The sequence below is a fragment of the Pseudomonas sp. G11-1 genome, assembly GCF_024031555.1.
GTDB lineage: Bacteria > Pseudomonadota > Gammaproteobacteria > Pseudomonadales > Pseudomonadaceae > Halopseudomonas > Halopseudomonas bauzanensis.
The window spans coordinates 839248-862967 of sequence record NZ_QEYQ01000002.1 but is presented as its reverse complement, the minus strand read 5'-3'; the positions used below and the strand labels follow the sequence as shown (position 1 = coordinate 862967).

Below are 23720 nucleotides of genomic sequence, written 5' to 3'. Positions count from 1 at the left end.
CATGCGCTGGGCCTGTATTCTGCTCACTCAACTGGCGCTGGATGGCGTATCGCGCAGCCGTGACGATCAGGCCCAGCCGCTGGTGCTGGTGGCCGGTCCGGCGCAGCGTCGAATCATCCGGGCAGTCAATCCCGCAGCCCGTCAGCTGGGGCTCAAGCCCGGTCAGACGCTGATTGCCGCGCAGGCACTGACCAGTGGTTTTGCCGTGGCCGAGTATGATCAACAGCAGATCGATCACTGGCAACATTTCCTGGCCGCCTGGGCTTATCGTTTCAGCTCCCATGTCAGCCTGGATTATCCGCGGGCTCTGCTGTTGGAAATCGAGTCCAGTCTGGGGCTGTTCGGCCCCTGGCCACGTTTTGAAGAACGTTTGCGCACCGAACTGACTGAGCTGGGCTTTCAGCACCGCATCGTATTGGCGCCCAACCCGGCGGCGGCGCGGATGTTGGCCAATGTGCATGACGGCCTGGCGGTGGACGATGTTGCCCTGCAGAGGGAAGTCGAACGCCTGCCCATCAGTCGCTGTGGCTTGCCGGCCGACATCGTGTCAGCCCTGGCCCGCATGGGGCTGCGGCGGGTGAAACAGCTGCTGGTATTGCCCCGGGATACGCTGGGGCGGCGTTTCCCCAAGGATGTGCTGTGGCATCTGGATACGCTGCTGGGTCATCAGCCGCTGGCGCTCGGCAACTTCCAGCCGGCTGATGAATTTGCTGCCCGGATCGAATTCAACTTCGAGGTCAACAACCACCAGGCGTTGCTGTTTCCGCTACGCCGGTTGATTGCCGATCTGCATGCCTTCCTTGCTGGCCGGGACTGCGGCGTGCAGCAATTCATGCTGGCGCTGGAGCACCGCAGTCTGGCTGCCACCGCGGTGCCGGTGGGCCTGCTGACGCCGGAGCGTGATACCCAGTTATTGTTCGATGTGGCGCGCGGCCGCCTGGAACAGCTACAGCTGCCCGCCCCGGTACTGGCGCTGCGCCTGTCGGCACCGAACCTGCCGGATTTCGTACCGCAGTCACAAACACTCTTTGTCGAACGGCCGCAACAATCCCAGCCCTGGGAGCAGCTGCGTGAACGATTGCGTGCCCGCCTGGGAGACCAGGCCGTGTATGGGCTGGCCGCCGTGGCTGATCACCGTCCGGAGCACAGTTGGCGTACCGATGTGACGGGCGGCAGAGCAGGGCAGCACGATGGCCGGCCGCGGCCGGGCTGGTTGCTGACCGAGCCGCAGCCGCTCAATGACCTGGTCCCCGAAATTATCGCGGGCCCCGAGCGCATCGAGTCGGGCTGGTGGGATGCCGGCGATCTGCGGCGGGATTACTATTTGGTCCGCACCCGGGACGGGCGTCGGGCCTGGGTCTGGCGCGCGGTCGACGGCTCGGGGCCGTTCATGCTGCAAGGCTGGTTCGCATGAGCGCGGCCTATGCCGAGTTGCATTGCCTGAGCAACTTCAGCTTTCAGCGGGGTGCCTCCAGTGCCGATGAACTGTTTGCCCGAGCGCGTCAGCACGGTTATCAAGCTCTGGCGATCACTGATGAATGTACCCTGGCCGGCATCGTGCGGGCCTGGCAGGCGGCCAAGGAACACCAGCTGCCGCTGATCGTCGGCAGTGAAATGCAGGTAGAGAACGGGCCGAAGCTGGTGTTGCTGGTGGAGAACCTGCAGGGCTATCAACGACTGTGCCAGTTGATCACCCTGGCCCGGCGGCGTGCGGAGAAGGGATGCTATCGGCTGCTGCGTGAGGATATCGACGTCGATATGTCCGGGTTGCTGGCGTTATGGTTGCCGACAGAGAAGGAGGACGTGAGTACCGGTGTCTGGCTGAAAGAGCGATTTCCCGCCACCCTGTGGTTGGCTATCGAGCTGCATCGAGGGCCCGATGATGATCAGCGCCTGGCCCGGCTGCAAGCATTGGCCGCCAGTCTGGATGTCCCGGCGGTGGCCGCCGGGGATGTGCATATGCACGCTCGTGGGCGTCGGGCATTGCAGGACACCATCACGTCCATTCGGCATCACTGCCGGGTGGACGAGGCCGGCCACCGCCTGTTTGCCAATGGTGAACGGCATCTGCGCAGCCGCGCGGGGCTGGTCGATATCTATCCGGCGGCATTGCTGGCCGAGACGCTGCGTATCGCCGAACGCTGCCAGTTCGATTTTGATGATCTGAAATACCATTACCCCCGTGAACTGGTGCCGGCAGGGCATACCCCGGCGTCCTGGTTGCGACAGCTGACCGAGGAGGGTATCGCCTGGCGCTGGCCCGCCGGTATTTCCGCCAAACTGCGCGGGCAGATCGAGACAGAAATGACGCTGATTTGCGACCTGGAATATGAAAGCTATTTTCTGACCGTGCATGACATCGTCAGCTTCGCCCGCAGCCAGCATATTCTCTGTCAGGGACGTGGCTCGGCGGCCAACTCGGCAGTGTGCTTTGCCCTGGGCATCACCGAGATCGATCCGGCGCACAGCAACCTGCTGTTCGAGCGTTTCCTGTCCCGCGAGCGCAATGAGCCGCCGGACATCGATGTGGACTTCGAACACGAGCGGCGTGAAGAAGTGATCCAGTATGTGTTCCGCCGCTATGGCCGCCGCCGGGCCGCACTGACCGCCGTGGTCAGCAGCTACCACGCCGCTGGCGCCGTGCGCGATGTAGGCAAGGCGCTGGGGCTGCCGGCCGAGCAAGTCGATACCTTGGCCCGTTGTTGTGGGCGCTGGAGCGATCATATCCCCACACCGGAGCGGCTGCGCGAGGCCGGTTTCGATCCGGACAGTCCGATAGTGCACCGGGTGCTGACCCTGAGTGGACAGCTGATCGGTTTTCCCCGGCATCTGTCCCAGCATCCCGGCGGCTTCGTCATCTCCGAGCAACCGCTGGATACCCTGGTACCGGTGGAAAACGCTGCCATGGATGGGCGCACCATCATCCAGTGGGACAAGGATGACCTGGACGCCGTCGGCCTGCTCAAGGTGGATATCCTGGCGCTGGGCATGCTTACCGCGCTGCGCCGCTGCTTCGATCTGGTCCGTCATTACCGGGGGCGCGAACTGACCCTGGCGACCATTCCGGCGGATGACGAGCTGACCTATGACATGATCAGTCGGGCCGACACCATCGGTGTATTCCAGATCGAATCCCGGGCGCAGATGAGCATGTTGCCGAGACTGCGCCCCCGGGAGTTCTACGACCTGGTCATCGAAGTAGCCATCGTCCGGCCCGGCCCGATCCAAGGCGATATGGTGCATCCGTATCTGCAACGGCGTAATGATAAGGCACTGGTGACCTATCCTTCCCCCGCGCTGGAAAAGGTACTCAAACGCACTCTCGGCGTGCCCCTGTTCCAGGAACAGGTCATGGAGATAGCCATAGTCGCCGCCGGTTACAGCGCCGGAGAAGCGGACGAGCTGCGCCGCTCCATGGCCGCCTGGAAGCGCCGCGGCGGGCTGGAACCGCATCGGGAAAAGCTCACCCGGGGCATGCTGGAGCGCGGCTATGACATCGAGTTCGCCGAGCGCATCTTCGAGCAGATCAAGGGCTTTGGCGAGTACGGCTTTCCTGAATCCCACTCGGCCAGTTTCGCCTTGCTGACCTACGCCAGCAGCTGGCTCAAATGCCATGAACCGGCGGCCTTTGCCTGTGCGCTGATCAACAGCTGGCCGATGGGTTTCTACAGTCCCGATCAGTTGCTGCAGGATGCCCGGCGTCACGGTATCGAGACCTTTCCAGTGGATGTGCGTTACAGCGCCTGGGATTGCTCGCTGGAGCCTGGCCGGGATGGCGAACTGGGTATTCGTCTGGGGTTGCGTATGGTGCGCGGTTTCCATGTCGAGGATGCGGGGCGTATCGAGCAGGCCCGCCAGCAGCAACCCTTTACCGATGTCACCGATCTGAGCCGGCGGGCCGGGTTGCATGCCCGGGCCCGGGATCTGCTGGCGGACGCCGGAGCGTTGCGGGGATTGGCAGGTAATCGGCACCGGGCGCGCTGGGCTGTGGCTGGCATCGAACCCCAGCTGCCGCTGTTTGCCGGGCAGCCGGCAATCAGGGAAGCCGCAGTAACCTTACCCCTGCCATCGGAAGCCGAAGAGATGCAGGCCGACTATGCACTGGTCGGCACCACCATGGGACGCCATCCCATGGCTATCTTGCGACCAAAATTACGCCAGCTGCGCTGCCGGGATTCGAACGAATTGCGTAGCCTGGAGCACGGCCGCCCGGTGACGGTCGCCGGGTTGGTGACCGGTCGCCAGCGCCCCGGCACTGCCAGCGGGGTGACCTTCGTCACCCTGGAAGACGAGCATGGCATGGTCAATGTCGTGGTCTGGCGTGCGCTGGCCGAGCGCCAACGCAAGGAGCTGGTGCATTCCAGCATGTTGCAGGTCTATGGCCGGTTGGAAACCAAGGAGGGAGTGCGTCATCTGATCGCCTCCCGGCTGGTTGACCTGACAGACATGCTCAACGGTCTGGCGACCCGTAGCCGGGATTTTCACTGATGCGTCAGTTGCTGGCGTACTGCAGGTTGCCGGACGTATCACGCACCCGGAAGCGTCCGGATTCTCCGTCTCGCTCGATATGTGCCACGGCCATCTGCGCGTCATGGGTGAAAACCAGTCGGCCGTTCGTGGCAACCATGTCATTGAGCAGCGCTTCCTTTTCCCCGATCAGGATCTCGGGAAAACGGTCATATCCCATGGTGATTGGCAGGTGCACCCAGGGCGCGCCGGGGATCAGATCGCCGGGAAACACCACCGGGCCGTCGGGCATATCGAATTCGGGCAGCATCAGCCCCGGGGTATGTCCGTCGCTGAAGCGGAACCGCCAGTCCGGCCCCAGCGTGGCGGAGCCATCACCGTCCTGGATCAGCTCCAGCCGGCCGCTGGCTTCGAGCAGCCCGAGCAGCTCGGGAATGAAGGACGCACGATCCCGCGGGTGCGGTCGGCGGGCTCGCGCCCAATGGCGCTGGCCGGTAATGAAGGTGGCCTTGGGAAACAACAATTGGGGTGGTTGATCGGCCTGCCAGGGACTCAGCAGGCCACCGGCGTGATCGAAATGCAGATGTGTCAACACCACCACATCAATGTCCGCATGACTCAATCCGATCTCGGCCAGATTGTCGAGCAGCACATGATGATCCTCGACCACGCCGTAGCGCTCTTTCATCTGCGGCGAGAAAAAGGCACCGATACCCGTCTCGATAAGAATATTGCGATCGTTTTCCTGCACCAGCAGGGCACGACAGCTCAGGGCGATGCGGTTGTGCTCATCGGTCTCGACCCAGCGTGACCAGAGGGCCTTGGGGGCGTTACCGAACATGGCCCCGCCATCCAGGCGCTGGCTGTTGCCTTCAAGGGTGGTGAAAGTACGCATAGCTATTCTCCAGCCGCCGCCGGCCCGGGCCGGCGGCGGTAATCAATTACCGCGTGAAAGTATTCTCGATCGACGCATGGAATGGCTGCCAGCTGAATCGGCGGAGTGGCAGTTCGGTAGTGTTACTCATCTGGGCTGCTCCTGTTCCGCTTCCGGCTGATCGAGGTCACTCGGGCTGCGGAACTTCAACAGGTGGGTACGCTCGATCAGGATATACAGCGCGGCGCCGGCGGCCAGCCCCCAGCCTGCGCCATACACCGCCAGTACCACGCCCATGGTGCCGGCAATGCCGCGCTCGGTATTATTGTTGAGCTGCTCGAAACCGACCATCAGGCAGATATAGCCGGTGAGAATCAGTGTCAGCGACAGGGCGATCGGCAGGACCGGCTGGAAGAAGCTCACCAGCGGCAGCAGAAACAGCGCCAGAAAGCCGGTAATCCAGAAGGTGCCGGCACCGCTGTAGATCGACTCCATGGCATGGCGACCATATTTGTAGCGTTCCGCCATGGTGGCAGCAACGGCCGTCCACAAAGGACCGGCCAGACCGGGAGAGGGCGCGAAAAACGCATGCATTGCATTGCGGACGGCAGTCACCAGATGCACCCGGTCAATGTTGTTCTCGATCACTTCGTCGGTGCGCAGCTCGTCAGCGCGCTGCATCAGAGATTGGCCGACAATGATGTCGCCAAAGGCGATGATGTAGGCAATGACCGCCGTGGGTATGGCCAGCATGAACACTTTTGCATCCGGGAAGCCAAGGGTGAATGGCAGGTAGTTCCACATCTCGGCGAAGGCCGGTGCGGTGATGCCGAAGCGGACATCCGGCATCTCATATTCGCCGGTGGTGATACCTACGAAGATGGCCACAAGCATGCCGGGTACCATGCCGTAGTTGACCACTTTGCGCGCAAATGGAACCCGCTCGGTCAACCCCTTGAAGGACACTGAGAACATCAAGTAAAGACAGACCAGACTGCCGATTACCAGAGAAAAGGGTGTGGCAGCCAGCCGTCCACCGGTCTCGATTTCACCAATGAGTGCGGCAATACCGGCGCCAATGATGATGCCGCCCTTCATCGAGTTCGGAATCAGCCGGACCAGTACACTACCGAGGCGTGTGATACCGAGGAACAGGAAGATGACAAACACCAGAAACTGCAAGGCGAATAAGGCCTGAATGGCTTCCGGGCCGGGTTCGAAATCACCGAGGAACAGCAGAACCACGGGAATACCGGGGGTGATCCAACCGGGGACAAAAGGCACGCCGAGTAGCGCCGGCAGCATGAAACCGACACCACAGACCACCACATAGGCCAGCGCTACATCATAGGGCAGGCCGAGATAGGTCTGCAGTAGCGGGATCATGCCGAGGCTGACCACAAACATGATCAGGGCCTGGAGCATTTCGGCCATTTCCCAGCGGTAATGGATGAAGGGCAGGCGAATCTTGAAGGGGCCGCAAGGCCAGAAGGGTTGTTCGGCACCATCGGTGCGTTTGTAGACTTGCATGCAGTACTCCTGTGCCCAACGGAATGCGCAGGCCTCTTGGCCTGACCATCGGTCGGCTTATTGTTGTTGTGAAACAGAGTCTTGGCTGCCAGACGCCCCGAGGCGGTAGTCGCGGGACGCCTGGCGAGTTACGGCAGAGCTCGCATCAGACTGCCTTGGCCCAGTCGCGCAGAACGTATTTCTGGATCTTGCCAGTGGAAGTTTTCGGCAGCTCGGTAAAGACCACGTTCTTCGGTATCTTGAACGCGGCCAGATGATCCCGGCAGAAATGGATGATGTCTGCTTCGCTGGCCTGATGCCCGGCTTTCAAGGTGACGAATGCGCAGGGTGTTTCACCCCACTTCTCATCGGGCCTGGCCACCACTGCCGCTTCCAGGATATCGGGATGGCGGTAGAGCGTACCTTCCACCTCGATGGTGGAGATGTTTTCGCCACCGGAGATAATGATGTCCTTGAGCCGGTCCTTGACCTCGAGATAGCCATCGGCATGCCATACGCCCAGGTCGCCGGTGTGAAACCAGCCGCCTTCGAAGGCCTCAGCGGTCGCTGAGGGGTTCTTCAAATAACCTTTCATGACGGTGTTGCCGCGCATGAAGATCTCACCAATGGTTTCGCCATCGCGGGGCACCGGCTGCAGGGTCTGTGGATCAGCGACCATGACCCCTTCCAGAGTCGGGTAACGCACACCCTGGCGGGCCTTGATACGGGCGCGTTCGTCCAGTGGCAATTCATCCCAATGACCATGCCAGGCGCACACGGTGACCGGGCCGTAGGTCTCGGTCAGCCCGTATACATGGGTGACCTTGATGCCCATTTCTTCCACCGCGCCAATCACCTTGGCGGGCGGCGCCGCACCGGCAACCATGGTATGTACCGGGTGGTCGATGGCAGCTTTGGCTTCCGGCGGCATGTTCACCAGGGCATTGAGCACGATGGGCGCACCGCACATATGGGTGACCTGCTCATCATGGATCAGGTTGAGAATCTTCTGCGGATCGACCCGGCGCAGGAATACATGCACACCGGCCATGGCGGTGACTGTCCAGGGGTAGCACCAGCCATTGCAGTGGAACATGGGTAGCGTCCACAGGTAGACCGGATGCTGACCCATGTTCCAGGTCATCTGGTTGCCCATGGCATTGAGGAAGGCGCCGCGGTGATGGTAAACCACTCCCTTGGGGTTGCCGGTGGTCCCCGAGGTGTAGTTGAGACTGATCGCATCCCACTCATCATCCGGCCCCTGCCAGACGAACTCGGGATCGCCTTCGGCAAGGAATGCCTCGTAATCCAGGGCGCTATTGGCTTGTCCCTCGCCGTACTCCGGGTCGTTTACATCGATCACCAGCGGTGGGTGATCAAGCATGCCGATAGCGGCGTGCACGATATCGAAGAACTCGCGATCGGCGATCAGTACCTTGGCTTCACCGTGCTGCAGCATGAAGGCGATGGCCTCGGCATCCAGGCGTACGTTCAGAGTATTGAGCACCGCCCCGATCATCGGGACACCGAAATGCGCTTCGAGCATTTCCGGAATATTCGGCAGCATGACCGCTACCGTGTCGCCCTTGCCGATGCCTCGGCCCTGCAGCGCCGATCCCAGACGACGGCAACGGTCATAGGTCTGGGCCCAGGTGCGCCGAACGGCACCATGTACCACGGCAGGGTAGTGAGGATAGACGTTGGCAGCGCGTTCGATGAAACCGAGGGGCGACAAGGCGGTATGGTTGACCGCACCAGCGGACAGGCCTTCCTGATATATGGACATGGATCGTATCCTTGGCATTTGTTAGCTCTTGTTGATAACGGCCATTCGAGAATGCCGTATATTTATGGGGTAGTTTATATCCCAGCTGGAATTGTTATGGAAGTATTACCAAGGTCTATAGGTATAATTACTATAAGGTGATCTGGTGCCTGATAAAATCATGTCGGATCAGGGGCATGCCTCCCTGCTGCAGGCTGCTGATCCGCAACCGACGTGCTTGTTCGATGCCAGCGGCAGGATGTGCGGTTGGAACCCGGCCATGCACGATCTGCTCGCTGCGGGTAATGCGCCGGATATTCTGTTGCCCCACAACCATGCGCAGCTGATAACGGCAGCGCTCGGCCAGCAGCGGGCTATCAGTGAGGTGCCCGTGCAAACGCCCGGTCAGCGACATCTGTTGTGGACCTTCATTCCGGTGGCCAGCGACCGGATACTGGCCCGTGCCCGAGACGCTACCGAGGCGTTGAACAATGAGCAGCAGGCAGTGGTCGCTCGGCGTCTGTACCGGTTGATCATCGAGAACACCACGGATCTGATTTCCCGGCATACGCCCGAAGGCACGTTTCTGGATGCTTCCCCTGCGGCCTGGGCGCTGCTTGGCCGATGGCCGGAGCAGTTGCGTGGTACGCAGATCCACGATCTGTTCCATCCCCAGGAGCGGGACGAGATCAGGCAGCGCTATGACAGCGCGCTTGAGCAGGACGGCTATCTGACCATCAGTTACCGGATCCGCCATCGTGACGGCCACTATCTGTGGTTCGAAACCGCCAGCCGGGCGATACGGGAGACTTATACCGGCAAGGTGGTGGAGGTTGTCAGTGTGTCGCGGGATATTACCGAACGTATTCGCAGTGAAGAGCACAGCCGCCGTCTGCAGGATGAGCTGGCACATGCCACGCGATTGGCGACGCTCGGTGAGCTGGCCTCCGGTATCGCCCATGAAATCAACCAGCCGCTGGCCGCCATCGTCAATTACGCCGCCGCCAGTCAACGCTATCTGGCGGCGCTGGAGCCGGGTGGCGAGCCGGGCCGGCGTCTGGCCCAGGGACTTGAGCGTATTGCCAGCCATGCCCAGCATGCGGCAGAGGTGATCAAGCGCATGCGTGCCTTCCTGCGCAAGGGGCCGCGCCGCGGTCAGCGCATCAGCCCCGCACTGCTGGCGCAGGATGCAGTGCGCCTGTGCGCCTGGGAGGCGCAGCAACAGCAGGTGGAAATCATCCAGCAGATCGACGAAGCTCTGCCGGACGTCCATGTCGATCCCATTCTGTTGCAGCAGGTGTTGCTCAACCTGCTACGCAATGCCATCGAGGCTAACCGGGACAAGTACCCGGATACGCCATCACAGGTCTATCTGCGGCTGAGTGCAGACGAACGCCGGGTGGATCTGCAGGTTATCGATCAGGGGCCAGGTGCCAGTGATGAACAGTTGAACAGCATGTTCACGCCGTTCTATACCAGCAAGCCCGACGGCTTGGGGCTGGGATTATCCATGAGTCAGAGCATCGTCGAGAGCTTCGGCGGGGGATTGGAGGCGCTGCGCGACGAGCGGGGCGGGTTGTGCCTGCATAGCTGGCTGCCAGCGCTGCAGGACGTAGGCTTTATACAAGAATAATGATCAGGAGAAGCGATATGGAGCTGGATCGGCAGCAGCGAGTGTACGTGGTGGATGACGATCAGGGGATGTTGGACTCCACGGTGTGGCTGCTCGAGTCGGTCGGATTGCAAGCGTTGCCCTTCACCAGTGGCCAGGCATTTCTTGACCATTGCCTGGAAGAGCTGCCGGCCTGTGTGCTGCTGGATATACGCATGCCCGGCATGGGCGGGCTGGCAGTACAGGACGCGCTGCGCGAGCGAGGCAGCAAGCTGCCGGTGATTTTCGTCAGCGCCCATGCCGATGTGCCCATTGTGGTGCGGGCTTTTCGCGGTGGGGCAGTGGATTTCATCGAGAAGCCCTATAACGAGCAGTTACTGCTCGACAGCGTCCAGCGTGCGCTGCGGCTGTACCAGGCACCGGTGGTCGATCAGAGGCAGGGTGATCCGGTGCGTGAACGTATGCAACAGCTCACCGCCCGGGAGCGCGACGTACTGCTGCCGCTGGTGCAGGGCTACAGCAACCGGGAGATTGCCGAGCAATTGGGCATCAGCGTCAAGACCGTGGACCTGTACCGCTCACGGGTGATGAAGCGGATGCAGGCCACGAGCCTGCCGGCGCTGGTAGGTATGGCGATCGGCGTGGGGCTGATCGAGCCGTTCAAACTACAGGCGAGATGAGGCTAGGTTAGAGCCAGTGGCCTGGATTCATGGCGTGACAGCTCAGGGTATGACAGGGAATGCCGGCCGGCTGGTTGGCATGGGCCACATTGGTGCGGTGCACGGCGATAATGGACAGCACGGTCAGCAGAGCAATGAAAAAGGCGACGATGCTAACGGCATTGACATAGTGTTTATGCATGACATCAGGTTCCTGCTTTATTTTTTGTTGTTTTTGTCTTGCGCTGGCTGAGTGTATCAGCTGCGCACTTTATTGTTAGTCGAGACTCCGTTAATAAACGATCCGGGCGGTATTTTTTTATTGGCGGCCGGGCGTGGGGCCCGGCCGTTTCCATCCTTACAATGCGTAGTTCTTCAACTCCCGGGCAATTAACAGCCGCTGGATCTCACTTGTACCTTCGTAGATCTGGGTAATCCGCGCGTCACGATACAGCCGCTCCACCGGGTAGTCCTCAAGATAACCGTAGCCGCCATGGATCTGCACCGCCTTGGAACAGACGTCTTCGGCCATCTCGCTGGCGAACAGCTTGGCTTGGGAGGCTTCCGAGAGGCAGGGTATGCCTTCGGTGCGCAGCCGTGCTGCATGCAGGATCAACAGGCGTGCCGCATTGAGGCGGGTGTGCATGTCGGCCAGCATGTTGGCTATGCTCTGGTGCTCGGTCAGGGCCACACCAAATTGGGTGCGTTCGCGGGCGTAGGTCAGCGCCGCCTCGAAGGCCGAGCGGGCGATACCCAGGGCCTGGGCGGCGATGCCGATACGGCCGCCTTCCAGGTTGGACAGGGCGATGGCCAGCCCCTTGCCGCGCGGCCCGAGCAGGTTGGCTTCGGGAATGCGGCAGTTATCCAGGGTCACGGCGCAGGTATCCGAGCCGCGGATGCCCATCTTGTGCTCCATGCGCTCGATCTTGAAGCCAGGGTTGTCGGTGGGGACGAGAAACGCCGACAGGCCTTTCTTGCCCAGCTCCGGGTCGGTCACCGCAAAGACGATGGCCAACTGCGCCCGCTTGGCGTTGCTGACGAACTGCTTGGCACCGTTGATCACCCATTCGCCATTGTCCAGTACCGCCCGGGTGCGCAGGTTGTGCGCTTCGGAGCCGGCCTGGGGTTCGGTCAAGGCGAAACAGCCAATGACCTTGCCGGCAGCGAGATCGGGCAACCAGGCTTCCTGTTGCTCAGGAGTGCCGAACTTGAGCACAGGACCGCAGCCCACCGAGTTGTGGATACTCATCATTGCGCCGGTGGCGCTGCAACCGGCGGCGATTTCTTCTACGGCCAAGGCATAGGCAACATAATCGACATAGCTGCCGCCCCATTCTTCCGGCACCACCATGCCCAGCAGGCCCAATTCGCCCATCTGGCGTACCACAGCGTCGTCGATCCAGCCGGACTTGTCCCATTCGGCGGCGCGCGGCGCCAATTCGCTCTGGGCGAACTGGCGGGCCATGTCGCGGATCATGCGCTGGTCTTCATTGAGCTCGATATCGTGCATCTTCTGTGTCTCCCTCAGGCCTGACGCCGTTCATCAGTGCTGTGCGCGGTGAAACCGGCAAAGAACGCCGCGACCTGTTCCGCTGTTACCTCAGCCAGGGTCGGCGGGCTCCAGCGCGGGGTCTTGTCCTTGTCGACGATCAGCGCCCGCACGCCTTCCATGATGTCGCCCTTGGCGAACCATTGGCGGTCCAGATGCAGCTCCAGCGCGAAACAGTCCGCCAGGTCCAGCTCGCGGCCGCGGCGCAGCAGTTCCAGCGTCACATTCATGGCCAGCGGTGATTTGCTGTCGATGGTTGCCAGGGTGCGTTCGGCCCAGTCCTGATAGGCGGGGCAATCCTCGCTGGACAGGGACGCGCGTATCCTGAGCATGTCCGGATGGCTGAAGTGCCGGTCGATGGCCGAGCGCAGCGCCTTGATTTCTGAGCCGGGGATTTTCTGCGAGGCGCGTTTGTGCAGCAACTGATCCAGATCGCGTGCCGGGTCATCCGACCAGCTCTGGCTGTTCAGTGCCTGATCCAGCTCCGTGACGAGGTCGCTGCTGATGCAGTGGTCGGCCAGGCCGCAGTACAGGGCATCGGCGGCGCGGATATGCGAGCCGGTTACGCCCAGGTACTGGCCGATGGCACCCTCCAGGCGGGACAGGAAAAAACTGCCGCCCACATCCGGGAAGTAGCCAATACCGGTTTCCGGCATGCCCATCTTCACCCGCTCGGTGACCACGCGATGCGAGGCAGCCTGGGCCAGCCCCATGCCGCCGCCGAGCACGAAGCCGTCCATCAGTGCCAGCACGGGCTTGGGGTAGCCATGGAGCACCTGATCCATGGCGTACTCCTCTTCAAAGAAGGTGACGTACATACCGTCGCCCGCCTTGAAACTGTCATACAGGCCACGGATGTCGCCGCCGGCGCAGAAGGCCTTTTCGCCATTGGCCCGCAGCACGACTAAACGCACGTCCGGGTCGTCGTGCCATGCGTCCAGTTGCTGGCGCAGGCCGCGTACCATCTCCAGGCTCAGGGCATTGAGCCCGGCCGGACGGTTGAGGGTCAGGTGGCCGACGCCGTTACGCACTTCGGCCAGTACGCTCTGCTCGGTCATTCGATCGCTCCGTTGTACATCTTGATGATGGCGGAGAAATCCAGCCCGCCATTACCCTGGCCGCTGAAGGTCTGGTACAACTGCTGCGCCAGGGCGCCGAGCACTACCGGCTGGCGTGCCTGCTTGGCAGCCTCGGTGGCCAGGCCCAGGTCCTTGAGCATCAGATCGGTGCCGAAGCCGCCGGTGTAGCCGCGGGACGCCGGAGCGTTGTCCAGTACGCCGGGGTAGGGATTGTAGGTATCGGTACTCCAGCAGCGGCCACTGGAGGTGTTGATGATGCCGGCCAGCACCTTGGGGTCCATGCCCAGGGACACGCCCAGGTTCATGGCCTCGGCGGCGCCGATCATGGAAATGCCCAACAGCATGTTGTTGGCCACCTTGGCGACCTGGCCATTGCCACTTGGCCCGCAATAGACGATGTTCTTGCCCATGGCCTGCAAGACCGGCAGGGCGGCATCAAAGTCGGCCTGTTCACCGCCGACCATGAAGGTCAAGGTGCCCGCCGCTGCACCGCCGGTACCGCCGGAAACCGGCGCATCGATCATGCGGTTGCCCTTTGCTGCCGCGGCAGTGGCTACTTCCCGGGCGCTCATGGGATCGATGGTGGAGCTGTCGATCAACCGTACCTCGGGAGCCACCTTGGCTAGCAGACCATCCTCGCCCAGATAGACACCTTTTACATGTTGGGCGGCGGGCAACATGGTGATGATCATTTCCACATCATTGCCAGCCAGCGCAGCAATGCTGGGGGCCGCGCTGGCGCCGGCTTCTACCAGATTGGCCACCGCCGCTTCGGACAGGTCGAATACAGTCAGTTCATGGCCAGTCTTGAGGAGGTTGTGGGCCATGGGGCCGCCCATGTTGCCGAGGCCAAGGAATCCGATTTTCATATGAGCTACCTCTTATTCTTGTCAGTCAGTTGTATCGATGCTCAAGCGTGCTTGAAATTGGGTTTACGCTTCTCGGCAAAGGCCTGCATGCCTTCGGTCTGGTCAGCGGTGGCGAAGATCGAGTGGAATACCCGGCGCTCGAAACGCACACCTTCACTCAGGCTGCTCTCGAATACCCGGTTGACGCATTCTTTGGTCATCATCACGCTCGGCAGGGACTTGCTGGCGATGACCTGGGCGGTCTTCAGGGTTTCTTCCAGCAGTTGATCGACCGGAATGATGCGCGCGACCAGGCCAGCCTGCTCGGCTTCCTGGGCATCCATCTGGCGACCGGTCAGACACATTTCCATTGCCTTGGCTTTGCCTATGGCGCGGGTCAGGCGCTGGGTGCCGCCGATGCCGGGCAATACGCCCAGGTTGATTTCGGGTTGACCGAAGCGGGCATTGTCGGCGGCATAGATGAAGTCGCAGATCATTGCCAGTTCGCAGCCACCACCCAGGGCGTAGCCAGCCACTGCGGCAATCAACGGCTTGCGGCGGTTGGCGATGCGGTCGGCAGGGGAGAAGAAGTCATCCATGAATACGCCGGGATATTGCAGGTCCACCATCTGCTTGATATCGGCACCGGCGGCGAAGGCCTTGCTGGAGCCGGTCAGGACCACACAGCCGATCTGGGGATCGCTTTCGAACTGGTCCAGCGCCTGGTTCAGCTCATCCAGCACCTGCGTATTCAGCGCATTCAGCGCCTGGGGGCGGTTCAGGGTAATCAGGCCCACACGCTCGCGGGTCTCGATCAGAATAGTTTCAAAGCTCATGTCGCTACTCCAAAAAAGAGGCCGGCCCATTAAATGGCCGGCCTATAAGACTTACTTCAGTGTGATGGTGGTGTTGACTGCGGCGGCCTGCTCGTCATCATCGAACCAGCGGGCGGTGATGGTCTTGGTCTGGGTGTAGAACAGGATCACCTGCTTGCCGTAGGGGCCCAGATCGCCCAGCTTGGAGCCGCGCGAGCCGCTGAAGGAGAACAGCGGGACCGGCACCGGAATCGGCACGTTGATGCCCACCTGGCCAACGTCGATATCTTCCTGGAAGCGGCGAGCGATGCCACCGGAGCGGGTGAAGATGGCGGTACCGTTACCGTTCGGGTTGGCGTTGATGATGTCGATGGCCTCATCCAGGTTATCCGCCTGCATTACGCACAGCACCGGCCCGAAGATTTCCTCATCATAGACCGTCATGCCCGGCTTGACGCCAGCGAAGATGGTCGGGCCAACGAAGTTGCCGTCGGCATAGCCGGGTACATCCGGGTTGCGACCATCGAGCACCAGTTCGGCGCCCTCGTCGATGCCTTTCTGGATGAAACCGTTGACGCGTTCCAGGGCAGCGGTGGAAATTACCGGACCGACATCGGTACCCGGCTCGACACCGCCACTGACCTTCAGGGTCTGCGCCTTGCGTGCCAGTTCCGGCAGCCAGTTGCGTGCCTCGCCCACCAGAATAACCACCGGCAACGCCATGCAGCGCTGGCCAGCCGCGCCAAAGGCAGCGCCGATCAGGTTGTTCAGGGTCTGTTCCTTGTTGGCGTCGGGCATGACGATGGCGTGGTTCTTGGCACCCATCATGCACTGCACACGCTTGCCGGCCTGGGTGGCGCGGTTGTACACGTGGGTGCCGACATGGGTTGAGCCGACGAAGGACACGGCCTTGATATCCGGGTGATCGCACACACCATTTACCGCATCCACACCACCGTGGATCACGTTCAGCACGCCAGCCGGGATACCAGCCTCCAGCGCCAGCTCGACCAGGCGCATGGTGACCATCGGATCCTGCTCGGAGGGCTTGAGCACGAAGGTGTTGCCGGTAGCGATGGCCATCGGGAACATCCACAGCGGGATCATTGCCGGGAAGTTGAACGGGGTGATGCCGGCACAGACGCCCAGTGGCTGCATCAGGGTGTAGGTATCCACGCCACCGGCGACGTTATTAGCCAACTCGCCTAATTGCAGGTTACCCACCGCAGAGGCATGTTCGACCACTTCCAGACCGCGGAAGACATCGCCCTCGGCATCGGCCAGGGTCTTGCCCTGCTCGGCGGTGAGAATGGCGGCCAGCTCCTTGATGTTCTCGCGGATCAGCTGCTGGTACTTGAGGAAAATGCGGGCGCGGGCACCGATCGGCGTCTTGCGCCAGGTCTTGAAGGCATCCTTGGCGCTGGCGACTGCCGCATTGATCTCATCCTGGGTGGCGAAGGGCACACGGGCCAGCACTTCCTGGGTCGCGGGGTTGATGACATCACGCCATTGATCAGTCTTTGACTCGATAAACTCGCCATTGATCAGCAGTTTGATGGTGGGAATGTTGTTATTGCTCATTGTTGTCCTCTGGGCCGCGGCCCTTGTCGTCTTGGAAGATGTCATGGATAGTAGCAGTGCGTTTTTCCCGTAAACAATTGGCTCATTCGCAAGTTGGGTCTGCGTTTTTGCACAGAGGCTGGATATGGACTGGGATAACCTGCGGTTTTTCCTTGAGTTGAGCCGAGCAGGGCGACTGACCACGGCGGCGCGGCGTCTCGGTGTGGATCACACCACGGTATCCCGACGGCTGCAGGCATTGGAGAAAAGCCTCGGCGTGGCACTTTTCATTCGTGATACCAGTGGCTACACCCTGACCGAAGCCGGGCGCAGCCTGTTGCCGCAGGTCGAACTCATGGAAGGGGCCAGCGTGCGTATCGAGCAGGCGTTGCCCAATCCCGGTGAAACCCTGTCCGGGCAGGTGCGCATCGGTGCCACCGAGGGGTACGGCACCATGCTGGTAGCGGGCCAGTTGAGCGAGCTCAGCCACCGCCATCCGCATCTGCATCTCGACCTGCTGGCGCTGCCTCGGGCGGTGCGCCTGTCCCGCCATGAGGCGGATATCGTCATCACTCTGGAGCGGCCCGAACGCGGGCCCTTCATCATCACCAAGCTCACCGACTATGTACTGCGTCTGTATGCCGGCAAGGATTACCTGCAGCAGCACGGCCCGATTACCAGCCGCAGCGACCTGGAGAAGCACCGTTTTGTCAGCTATGTGGATGATCTGGTCTTCAGCAAGGATCTGCTGTTTCTCGACGAAATCGCCGGTTCTGGCGCAGTCGGGGTGCGCAGTACCAGTGTGCTGGCGCAACAGGAAGCCATCGCCGCCGGCGCCGGGTTGGGCATCCTGCCGGCCTTTACGGCCGATCAGGATCCCCGCTTACAGTTGATCATGCCAGCGCAGATCCGCTTTATTCGTACCTTTTGGATGCTGATGCCCATCGAGCTCAAGGATATTGCGCGGATGCGGGTGACCTGGGATTTTTTAAGGGAGAGAGCGGAGCGGGAGCAGGGGCGCTTGCTGGGACAGACTACTTAACTGTCGGTAGTTTTACGCCGCAGCGCCGGGAAATCGAGAATGCGCAGGCCGCGGTAATGCCGTTCGATGATCCCTTCGCTTTCCCACAGTTTGAGTACCCGGCTGATGCTCTGGCGAGTCATGCCCAGCATCTGGCTGAGGTCTTCCTGGGACAGGCGCAGCTCCGCAGAAATGCTGTGATCCTCCGCCTGGGCCAATATCAGCAGCCGATTGGCCAGACGTCCTTCCAGGGGCAGCAGCGCATTGGTCTCAAGCAGGACCAATGACAGGCGAATGCGCTGACATAGCAGTCGCACGATATTGCGATAGATCTGTGGGCGACGGTCCAGCAACCCTTCAATACCCGTTCTGGGAACGAACAACAACTCGCAATCGCCCTGGGCATAGGCGTCATAGGCGCGGGGCAGGCCGTCGAAGAGCGACGATTCGCCGAACCAGGCGCCGGTTTCCATGATTGCCAGCAATGCTTCCCGGCCTTCGTCAGAGGAAGTGGTGGCCCTAACGCTGCCGGAGATAACCGAGAACATACCATCCGGAGCATCACCGCGGGCGTGGATCAACTGCCGGTCCCGGAACCGGCGAACACGACAGAAGCCTGCCACTTCCCGCAGCGCATCTTCCGGTAAGTCGCTGAACAGCGAGTTCTGCTGCAGATACCGGTAGATATCCTTAGGGGTGGTGATTGTAAGAAATTTGACGGTAGGCAATGCCATGCGCGCTTAGGCTCTGGGTTTGGCTTATCACAACAAGGACAAGAATATGGCAATCCACACCCTACCGGAAAGGGCCTCCCTGCGCGACCGGGTTTCGGCTGCCGAGTGGCAGGCCCGAGTCGATCTGGCTGCCTGCTATCGGCTGGTGTCGATGTTTCGCTGGGAGGACCTGGTCTATACCCACATTTCGGCGAAGATCCCTGGGACCGAGGAGTTTCTGATCAACCCCTATGGTTTGATGTTCGATGAAATTACCGCCTCGAATCTGGTCAAGGTGGACCTGCAGGGCAACAAGCTGCAGGACACGCCCTATGAGATCAATCCGGCCGGATTCATTATCCACGGGGCCATTCACGAGGTGCGCCATGACGTGGGCTGCGTATTGCACACCCATACTGCCGAAGGTATCGCCGTGTCGATGCAGAAACAGGGACTGCGGCCGCTGTCCCAGCAATCCATCTTCATTCTCGCCAGCCTGGCTTATCACGCCTACGAAGGCGTCGCGCTGGATGTGGATGAGAAGGGACGTCTGCAACGGGACCTGGGAGACAAGGACTATCTGATTCTGCCCAATCATGGCCTGCTCACCTGCGGACAGACCATTGCCGATGCCTTCTTGCACATGTACATGCTGCAGCGCACCTGCGAAATTCAGCTGCGGGCGCAGAGCGCCGGGGTGGAGTTGGAGGAAATTCCCCAGGCCGTGCTGGACAAGACCATCGCGATGACCCGCGAAATGAACCAGAACATGGGTGGGGTGGTGAAGAATCTGGACGGAGATGTGCCCTGGCCCGCGCTGCTGCGTCGGCTTGATCGGGTGATGCCCGGCTACCGGGATTGAGATGATGCGCCTGCCGGAGGGTAGGCGCACATAGCTTCACTGGCGCGGTTTGCGCGATGTGGTACGTCGGGTGCGCTTGGGCAGCAGCGTCATGGCTGCCTGCTTGAACCCCTCCAGCTCTTCCTCCTCCGGGAATGCCAGGTCGTCGGTCCGTACCCGCTTCATCAGATTGGCCAGGAAACCCAGCAATATCCATTCGATAGCGGGATCCTTCCACTGTTCGCGGTTGAGGCTCATGCCATCCAGCAGCGACCGAACGAAGCGACGGCTCAGTTCGAGTTTGCGCATGTCCTGGCGCCATTCCGGAAACACCTTCAACAGCTCTTCTTTCCAGACCAGGTCATGGTGACGGGCGCGGGGCTGGAATACCTTGCGTAACTCGGGATTGGTCCGCGATGCGATCTGCAACTCCTGATAGGCCTTGTATTCCCGCGTCAGGCACAGATGCCAGTCAATGGCGAGGGCGCTGTTGCGATTCATCCGGTCGATTTCACCGAGATTGGCTACCAGGTGCGAGAAATTACTCAGATGCTTATAGAACGCGTACTCGATGGTCGCCACGATCAGATCCTGACGGGTCCGGTAATGGTGCAACATGGCGCCACGGGAGATCCCGGCCTGCTCACAGACCAGGCTGTTGGTCGTATGGGCATAACCATGGTCGGCCAGACAGTCGAGTGTGGCTTCTAGGATGGTTTCACGCATTTCCGAGCTCTTGGATTCCTGGCGACTGCCGGGCCGAGGAGTCAGACCTTCGGGGACAAGCTCCATGATGCTGCTGGGTAATTGATCATTCATTGGGTAGGTTCCGAATTGTTATCGATTTATCGCGACGTTCCGGCGGCTTTTGGCTGCGCGGTCTCCATGGAAATCTCGGTAATGCATTCAGCCAGCAGCGCGCCCAGTTCCCGGCGTCGCTCTGGCTGCATGCGGGAGGAAATGCTGCCGATGGATAGGGCAGCTAGCGGACGCGATCCCAGCGGGATCGGCATGCCAATGGCAGAAATGCCTTGGGTAATGACATCGACTGTTTGGGAAAAACCATGGACGCGGGTGTCTTCCAGCGCATCGAACAGGGTGTCGAGATCAAGCCCGACCGCCTGATAGGCTGCAATGTTACGCTCGTAAATACTGACGACCTCGTCTGTTGGCATTCCAGACATGATAGCGCTGCCTCCTGCACCAATGCCCAGCGGTCGACTTCCGCCCGGCAATGTGGTGGTGATATGCACCGGGAAGTCTCCGTGTTCCCGGTGCAAGCATAGGGCAAAATCTCCCTGCCTGGCCACCAGAAACACCGTATCCCCGGAGATCCGCGCAACTTTCTGCATGATGGGCCGTAGCCGTTCGGTAAGCGGTAAACGCTCGGTAGCACCCAGCGCCAGCTGCATGGAGCCGATACCCAGATGAAACCGTTTGTTGCTCGGGTTGCGTTCTACAAAATGTTCGCTGATCAGACACGCCAGCAACCGGTGCGCAGTAGATGCCTCCAGTCCCAGCTTACGGCTGATATCGGTCAGCCGCAGACCTTCAGCATGGTGCGTGCCAAGCAGGTGGAGAATGCTCAATCCACGCTGCAGGCTCTGCGTGCCCAGAGGCTTTCTGTTTTCCATTATGTGAAAGAAATCCCTAGCTTTTGAAAAATGTTTTGCATCCTGTACAAGTCTTGTCCATTATAACATAAAAAGCGGGTCGGACTGTTTATTTCACGACCCGATGCTCACCGATGTTGGTGATTATGACAAGAAAAAAAAGAGGCCATTCCATGCCAATCTACAAGTCCGTAGCGCCTGTTTTGCCGGAAACGGTTGAACCCTCGTCCTCGCAGTACGCAACAGTTGTCTTTGCAGGCATCGTTGTTCGTGCGGCTCAAGGAGAACGGACATGAGGGTGGCAGTAGTAGGCGCCGGAGCCATCGGCGGTTTCTATGGCCTGATGCTGGCCCGCGCCGGGCACGAATTGCACTTCGTCGTGCGCGGGGACTATCCAACCATCCGTGAAGCTGGCATGCAGCTTGTCAGTGCCTCCGAGGGCGACTTTCTGCTGGCACCCGCCAATGTCTATCGGGATGTTGCCGAGCTTCCCCAATGCGATCTGATTCTGGTCGCGACCAAGACCACCTCCAATATCGATCTGGCGCCGCAACTGGCGAAAGTTGCCGCACCTGGCAGCGCCGTGGTGCTGTTGCAGAATGGTTTTGGTGTCGAAGACACCTTCCGCGAGCACCTGAACCCGTCGGTTCACCTGCTGGGCGGTCTGTGCATCGTGTCGGTGCATCGCGAGAGCCCCGGGGTTATCCATCACTTCGGTCTTGGTGCGCTCAATGTCGGCTATCACTCCGGCGAAGCCGGTCAGCGCTCAGCCGTGGAGTCGATGATCGACAAGACCTTCCGTGAGGCGGGGATCGAGTTGTCGATCATGCCCGACCTGATCACGGCGCGCTGGCAGAAGCTGGTGATGAATATTCCGTTCAGCGGGCTGACCGTGCTGCTCGACAGCGGCACCCGGGCCCTGATGGTGCATCCGGCAACACGCTCGCTGGTGCGGCAGCTGATGCATGAGGTCGAGTCTGCTGCGTCCCTGTGCGGCCACCCATTGCCGGCGGGTTATATCGATGAGGCCTGGGCCAAAACAGACGGTCAGCCCGACTATCAGTCAAGCATGCAGGTTGACTTCAATGCGGGCCGACCACTGGAACTCGACTCCATCTATGAAGCTCCCCTGGCGGCGGTTGCCGCGGCGGGTGGGGCCATGCCGAAGGTCGAGATGTTGTATCAGTCGTTACTGTTCCTGAATCAGAGAAACCTGCAGCAGTAACACGAAAAAATCCACCCAGACTGTTGTATGTACTGAAAAGTGAGGTAGTTATGGATCTGCAAATGCGTGGTAGGAAAGCTGTTCTGGCCGGTGCCAGCAAGGGGATCGGGCGCGCGGTGGCGCGTGCTCTGGCCGCTGAAGGTTGCGATGTGGCAATCTGCGCCCGGGATCAGGCGGGAATCGATACGCTGACCGCAGAACTGAAAGAGCTGGGCATCAATGCCATCGGTAACAGCGTCGACATGTCGGATGTCGAAGCCTACCGCCAGTGGGTTGCCCAGTCCTGTGAAGCCCTCGGTGGCTGCGACCTGTTTATCTCTTTCGGCTCCAACGGTGGCGCGCCGGCCTCGGAAGACACCTGGAAGGGTGCCTATGAGCTGGATCTGATGGCGACCTACCGGGGTATCGACGCGGCGCTGCCGGCGCTGGAAAAATCCGATGCCGCATCGGTGGTGGTGGTCTCCACTACAGTAGCGATCGAGCCGGCCTTCGGACCGCAGCCCTATGCGGCGCTCAAGGCGGCAGTAGCCAACTATGCGGGCGCCCTGGCACAATCGCTGGCCCCCAAAGGCATCCGGGTCAATACCGTCTCTCCCGGTCCGATCCTGATCGAGGATGGAGTCTGGCAGAAGATCAAGGAAGGCCGTCCGGAGTTCTACGAGAAGACCCTGTCGCAAGTCCCGCTGGGTCGCCTGGGTTCGGCTGAGGAAGTGGCGCATGCTGTGCTGTTCCTGGCCTCGCCGCTCAGTGCGTTCACCACCGGCACCAACCTGGTGATCGATGGCGGCATGACCAAGCGAGTGCAGCACTGATGAGCGGGGAGCGCCTGAATTGCCTGCTGGTTGCCGGCGGCAAGTGGCACGATATCGATTACGCGCGTCTGGAGCTGCTCAAGCTGCTGGCGGAGGACCAACGCATCCGCGTGCGGGTGCTGGAGGATTACTCCAATCTCGACGCGTTGCAGGAGTCGGACTTTCTGGTGTCCTATACCTGTGACGTGACGCCGGCACTGGCGGAGCAGGAGGCGCTGCGCAGTTACGTGCAGGGCGGCCGCCGCTGGCTGGCGCTGCACGGTACCAACTCCATTCTGCGATTCATGGACGATGACAGCATCGATACGCCCAACTGGGCGCCGTTGTTCATGGATACCCTGGGGTCGATATTTCAGGCGCACCCCCCGATAGCACCCTACCGGGTGGAACCAACGGGTGTTGCCCACCCGTTGGTTGATGATATTCAGGCGTTCGAGGTAGAGGATGAGCAGTATCTGGTGGACGTGACAGCGCCCATCGATGTGCTGCTCGATACCGAGTTCGAAGGGCAGGCCGGGCGTTTCCGCGCCAACCCCTGGGACAAGTCCCGGCACCCGGTACTCTATCTGCGCCACCTTGGCGAGGGCTCGGTCTGCTATCTGACGCTGGGTCATTGCCGGGGGCATTACGATCTGCAACCGTTGATGGACTTCTACCCGAAGATCGAGCGGGGAGCCTGGGAGCTGCCGGTGTTTTATGAACTGCTGCGCCGGGGCATACGCTGGGCCATGAAAGAGTTGTAAGCCGGATCAACCGCG

General features: G+C 60.9%; 21 protein-coding genes. 9 read left to right on the top strand and 12 right to left on the bottom strand.

The window, feature by feature from the left end; translation table 11 throughout:
- The first annotated feature begins 1 nt into the window (after position 1).
- Both DHB74_RS10025 and DHB74_RS10020 read left to right on the top strand, forming a co-directional pair.
- Complete coding sequence (locus DHB74_RS10025; RefSeq protein ID WP_499161391.1) at positions 2-1414, top strand: Y-family DNA polymerase; 1413 nt, start codon at positions 2-4, stop codon at positions 1412-1414.
- Positions 1411-4488 (top strand): error-prone DNA polymerase, encoded by a 3078-nt coding sequence (locus tag DHB74_RS10020; protein WP_499161358.1) that lies wholly within the window; start codon positions 1411-1413, stop codon positions 4486-4488. The genes DHB74_RS10025 and DHB74_RS10020 overlap by 4 nt, the downstream gene beginning before the upstream one ends.
- A gap of 4 nt (positions 4489-4492) precedes the next feature.
- On the opposite strand, the gene DHB74_RS10015 is transcribed toward DHB74_RS10020, so the two are convergent.
- From DHB74_RS10015 to DHB74_RS10005, 3 genes are all read right to left on the bottom strand, one after another.
- On the bottom strand, positions 4493-5362 hold the full coding sequence (locus DHB74_RS10015; protein WP_280165298.1) for an MBL fold metallo-hydrolase: 870 nt from the start codon (positions 5360-5362) through the stop codon (positions 4493-4495).
- 126 nt (positions 5363-5488) lie between these two features.
- On the bottom strand, positions 5489-6871 hold the full coding sequence (locus DHB74_RS10010) for a solute carrier family 23 protein (RefSeq protein ID WP_280165299.1): 1383 nt from the start codon (positions 6869-6871) through the stop codon (positions 5489-5491).
- Between the two features lie 145 nt (positions 6872-7016).
- The gene (locus tag DHB74_RS10005) at positions 7017-8636 is read right to left on the bottom strand and encodes an acyl-CoA synthetase (protein ID WP_280165300.1); all 1620 of its coding nucleotides are present in this window, start codon (positions 8634-8636) and stop codon (positions 7017-7019) included.
- A 160-nt stretch (positions 8637-8796) separates the two neighbouring features.
- On the opposite strand from DHB74_RS10005, the gene DHB74_RS10000 reads away from it, so the two are divergent.
- Together DHB74_RS10000 and DHB74_RS09995 are read left to right on the top strand one after the other, a co-directional pair.
- Positions 8797-10248 carry a sensor histidine kinase gene (locus DHB74_RS10000; protein ID WP_499161390.1) on the top strand — a complete coding sequence of 484 codons (1452 nt, stop codon included), beginning with the start codon at positions 8797-8799 and terminating at the stop codon, positions 10246-10248.
- A gap of 17 nt (positions 10249-10265) precedes the next feature.
- Positions 10266-10907, top strand: coding sequence for a response regulator transcription factor (locus DHB74_RS09995; RefSeq protein WP_036990830.1), 642 nt, complete (start codon positions 10266-10268; stop codon positions 10905-10907).
- A 7-nt stretch (positions 10908-10914) separates the two neighbouring features.
- Here DHB74_RS09995 and DHB74_RS09990 read toward each other — a convergent pair whose 3' ends face one another.
- From DHB74_RS09990 to DHB74_RS09965, 6 genes are all read right to left on the bottom strand, one after another.
- On the bottom strand, positions 10915-11088 hold the full coding sequence (locus tag DHB74_RS09990; protein WP_499161357.1) for a hypothetical protein: 174 nt from the start codon (positions 11086-11088) through the stop codon (positions 10915-10917).
- A gap of 156 nt (positions 11089-11244) precedes the next feature.
- Positions 11245-12396 (bottom strand): acyl-CoA dehydrogenase family protein, encoded by a 1152-nt coding sequence (locus DHB74_RS09985; RefSeq protein WP_499161356.1) that lies wholly within the window; start codon positions 12394-12396, stop codon positions 11245-11247.
- A 14-nt stretch (positions 12397-12410) separates the two neighbouring features.
- Positions 12411-13493 carry an enoyl-CoA hydratase/isomerase family protein gene (locus DHB74_RS09980; protein ID WP_499161355.1) on the bottom strand — a complete coding sequence of 361 codons (1083 nt, stop codon included), beginning with the start codon at positions 13491-13493 and terminating at the stop codon, positions 12411-12413.
- Entirely contained in the window at positions 13490-14383 is an 894-nt protein-coding gene (gene mmsB / locus DHB74_RS09975; protein WP_499161354.1) for a 3-hydroxyisobutyrate dehydrogenase, read from the bottom strand. The genes DHB74_RS09980 and mmsB overlap by 4 nt, the downstream gene beginning before the upstream one ends.
- A gap of 41 nt (positions 14384-14424) precedes the next feature.
- On the bottom strand, positions 14425-15198 hold the full coding sequence (locus tag DHB74_RS09970) for an enoyl-CoA hydratase (protein ID WP_036990824.1): 774 nt from the start codon (positions 15196-15198) through the stop codon (positions 14425-14427).
- A gap of 51 nt (positions 15199-15249) precedes the next feature.
- Positions 15250-16758, bottom strand: coding sequence for a CoA-acylating methylmalonate-semialdehyde dehydrogenase (locus tag DHB74_RS09965; protein ID WP_499161353.1), 1509 nt, complete (start codon positions 16756-16758; stop codon positions 15250-15252).
- A gap of 124 nt (positions 16759-16882) precedes the next feature.
- Here DHB74_RS09965 and DHB74_RS09960 point away from each other — a divergent pair, with 124 nt between their 5' ends.
- Positions 16883-17779: a LysR family transcriptional regulator gene (locus DHB74_RS09960; protein ID WP_136869168.1), complete on the top strand. Its 897-nt coding sequence runs from the start codon at positions 16883-16885 to the stop codon at positions 17777-17779.
- Here DHB74_RS09960 and DHB74_RS09955 read toward each other — a convergent pair.
- Positions 17776-18492: a Crp/Fnr family transcriptional regulator gene (locus tag DHB74_RS09955; RefSeq protein WP_499161352.1), complete on the bottom strand. Its 717-nt coding sequence runs from the start codon at positions 18490-18492 to the stop codon at positions 17776-17778. The two genes, DHB74_RS09960 and DHB74_RS09955, sit on opposite strands and share 4 nt — an antisense overlap.
- 46 nt (positions 18493-18538) lie before the next feature.
- On the opposite strand from DHB74_RS09955, the gene DHB74_RS09950 reads away from it, so the two are divergent.
- The gene (locus DHB74_RS09950) at positions 18539-19333 is read left to right on the top strand and encodes a class II aldolase/adducin family protein (protein WP_499161351.1); all 795 of its coding nucleotides are present in this window, start codon (positions 18539-18541) and stop codon (positions 19331-19333) included.
- A 36-nt stretch (positions 19334-19369) separates the two neighbouring features.
- Here DHB74_RS09950 and DHB74_RS09945 read toward each other — a convergent pair whose 3' ends face one another.
- The gene (locus DHB74_RS09945) at positions 19370-20038 is read right to left on the bottom strand and encodes a TetR/AcrR family transcriptional regulator (RefSeq protein ID WP_499161350.1); all 669 of its coding nucleotides are present in this window, start codon (positions 20036-20038) and stop codon (positions 19370-19372) included.
- Positions 20039-20157: 119 nt separating this feature from the next.
- Positions 20158-20946 (bottom strand): IclR family transcriptional regulator, encoded by a 789-nt coding sequence (locus DHB74_RS09940; RefSeq protein ID WP_499161349.1) that lies wholly within the window; start codon positions 20944-20946, stop codon positions 20158-20160.
- Between the two features lie 271 nt (positions 20947-21217).
- On the opposite strand from DHB74_RS09940, the gene DHB74_RS09935 reads away from it, so the two are divergent.
- The 3 genes from DHB74_RS09935 to DHB74_RS09925 are packed head-to-tail and all read left to right on the top strand — an operon-like array spanning position 21218 to position 23705.
- The gene (locus tag DHB74_RS09935; protein ID WP_499161348.1) at positions 21218-22150 is read left to right on the top strand and encodes a putative 2-dehydropantoate 2-reductase; all 933 of its coding nucleotides are present in this window, start codon (positions 21218-21220) and stop codon (positions 22148-22150) included.
- 50 nt (positions 22151-22200) lie between these two features.
- Positions 22201-22962 carry an SDR family NAD(P)-dependent oxidoreductase gene (locus DHB74_RS09930; protein WP_499161347.1) on the top strand — a complete coding sequence of 254 codons (762 nt, stop codon included), beginning with the start codon at positions 22201-22203 and terminating at the stop codon, positions 22960-22962.
- Positions 22962-23705, top strand: coding sequence for a ThuA domain-containing protein (locus DHB74_RS09925; RefSeq protein ID WP_499161346.1), 744 nt, complete (start codon positions 22962-22964; stop codon positions 23703-23705). The genes DHB74_RS09930 and DHB74_RS09925 overlap by 1 nt, the downstream gene beginning before the upstream one ends.
- The last annotated feature ends 15 nt before the right edge of the window (positions 23706-23720 follow it).

Bases quoted from the DNA above. Each gene is read 5' to 3' on its own strand.
- DHB74_RS10025 (WP_499161391.1), top strand. From the start codon at position 2: ATGCGCTGGGCCTGTATTCTGCTCACTCAACTGGCGCTGGATGGCGTA.
- DHB74_RS10020 (WP_499161358.1), top strand. From the start codon at position 1,411: ATGAGCGCGGCCTATGCCGAGTTGCATTGCCTGAGCAACTTCAGCTTT.
- DHB74_RS10015 (WP_280165298.1), bottom strand. From the start codon at position 5,362: ATGCGTACTTTCACCACCCTTGAAGGCAACAGCCAGCGCCTGGATGGC.
- DHB74_RS10010 (WP_280165299.1), bottom strand. From the start codon at position 6,871: ATGCAAGTCTACAAACGCACCGATGGTGCCGAACAACCCTTCTGGCCT.
- DHB74_RS10005 (WP_280165300.1), bottom strand. From the start codon at position 8,636: ATGTCCATATATCAGGAAGGCCTGTCCGCTGGTGCGGTCAACCATACC.
- DHB74_RS10000 (WP_499161390.1), top strand. From the start codon at position 8,797: ATGTCGGATCAGGGGCATGCCTCCCTGCTGCAGGCTGCTGATCCGCAA.
- DHB74_RS09995 (WP_036990830.1), top strand. From the start codon at position 10,266: ATGGAGCTGGATCGGCAGCAGCGAGTGTACGTGGTGGATGACGATCAG.
- DHB74_RS09990 (WP_499161357.1), bottom strand. From the start codon at position 11,088: ATGCATAAACACTATGTCAATGCCGTTAGCATCGTCGCCTTTTTCATT.
- DHB74_RS09985 (WP_499161356.1), bottom strand. From the start codon at position 12,396: ATGCACGATATCGAGCTCAATGAAGACCAGCGCATGATCCGCGACATG.
- DHB74_RS09980 (WP_499161355.1), bottom strand. From the start codon at position 13,493: ATGACCGAGCAGAGCGTACTGGCCGAAGTGCGTAACGGCGTCGGCCAC.
- mmsB (WP_499161354.1), bottom strand. From the start codon at position 14,383: ATGAAAATCGGATTCCTTGGCCTCGGCAACATGGGCGGCCCCATGGCC.
- DHB74_RS09970 (WP_036990824.1), bottom strand. From the start codon at position 15,198: ATGAGCTTTGAAACTATTCTGATCGAGACCCGCGAGCGTGTGGGCCTG.
- DHB74_RS09965 (WP_499161353.1), bottom strand. From the start codon at position 16,758: ATGAGCAATAACAACATTCCCACCATCAAACTGCTGATCAATGGCGAG.
- DHB74_RS09960 (WP_136869168.1), top strand. From the start codon at position 16,883: ATGGACTGGGATAACCTGCGGTTTTTCCTTGAGTTGAGCCGAGCAGGG.
- DHB74_RS09955 (WP_499161352.1), bottom strand. From the start codon at position 18,492: ATGGCATTGCCTACCGTCAAATTTCTTACAATCACCACCCCTAAGGAT.
- DHB74_RS09950 (WP_499161351.1), top strand. From the start codon at position 18,539: ATGGCAATCCACACCCTACCGGAAAGGGCCTCCCTGCGCGACCGGGTT.
- DHB74_RS09945 (WP_499161350.1), bottom strand. From the start codon at position 20,038: ATGCGTGAAACCATCCTAGAAGCCACACTCGACTGTCTGGCCGACCAT.
- DHB74_RS09940 (WP_499161349.1), bottom strand. From the start codon at position 20,946: ATGGAAAACAGAAAGCCTCTGGGCACGCAGAGCCTGCAGCGTGGATTG.
- DHB74_RS09935 (WP_499161348.1), top strand. From the start codon at position 21,218: ATGAGGGTGGCAGTAGTAGGCGCCGGAGCCATCGGCGGTTTCTATGGC.
- DHB74_RS09930 (WP_499161347.1), top strand. From the start codon at position 22,201: ATGGATCTGCAAATGCGTGGTAGGAAAGCTGTTCTGGCCGGTGCCAGC.
- DHB74_RS09925 (WP_499161346.1), top strand. From the start codon at position 22,962: ATGAGCGGGGAGCGCCTGAATTGCCTGCTGGTTGCCGGCGGCAAGTGG.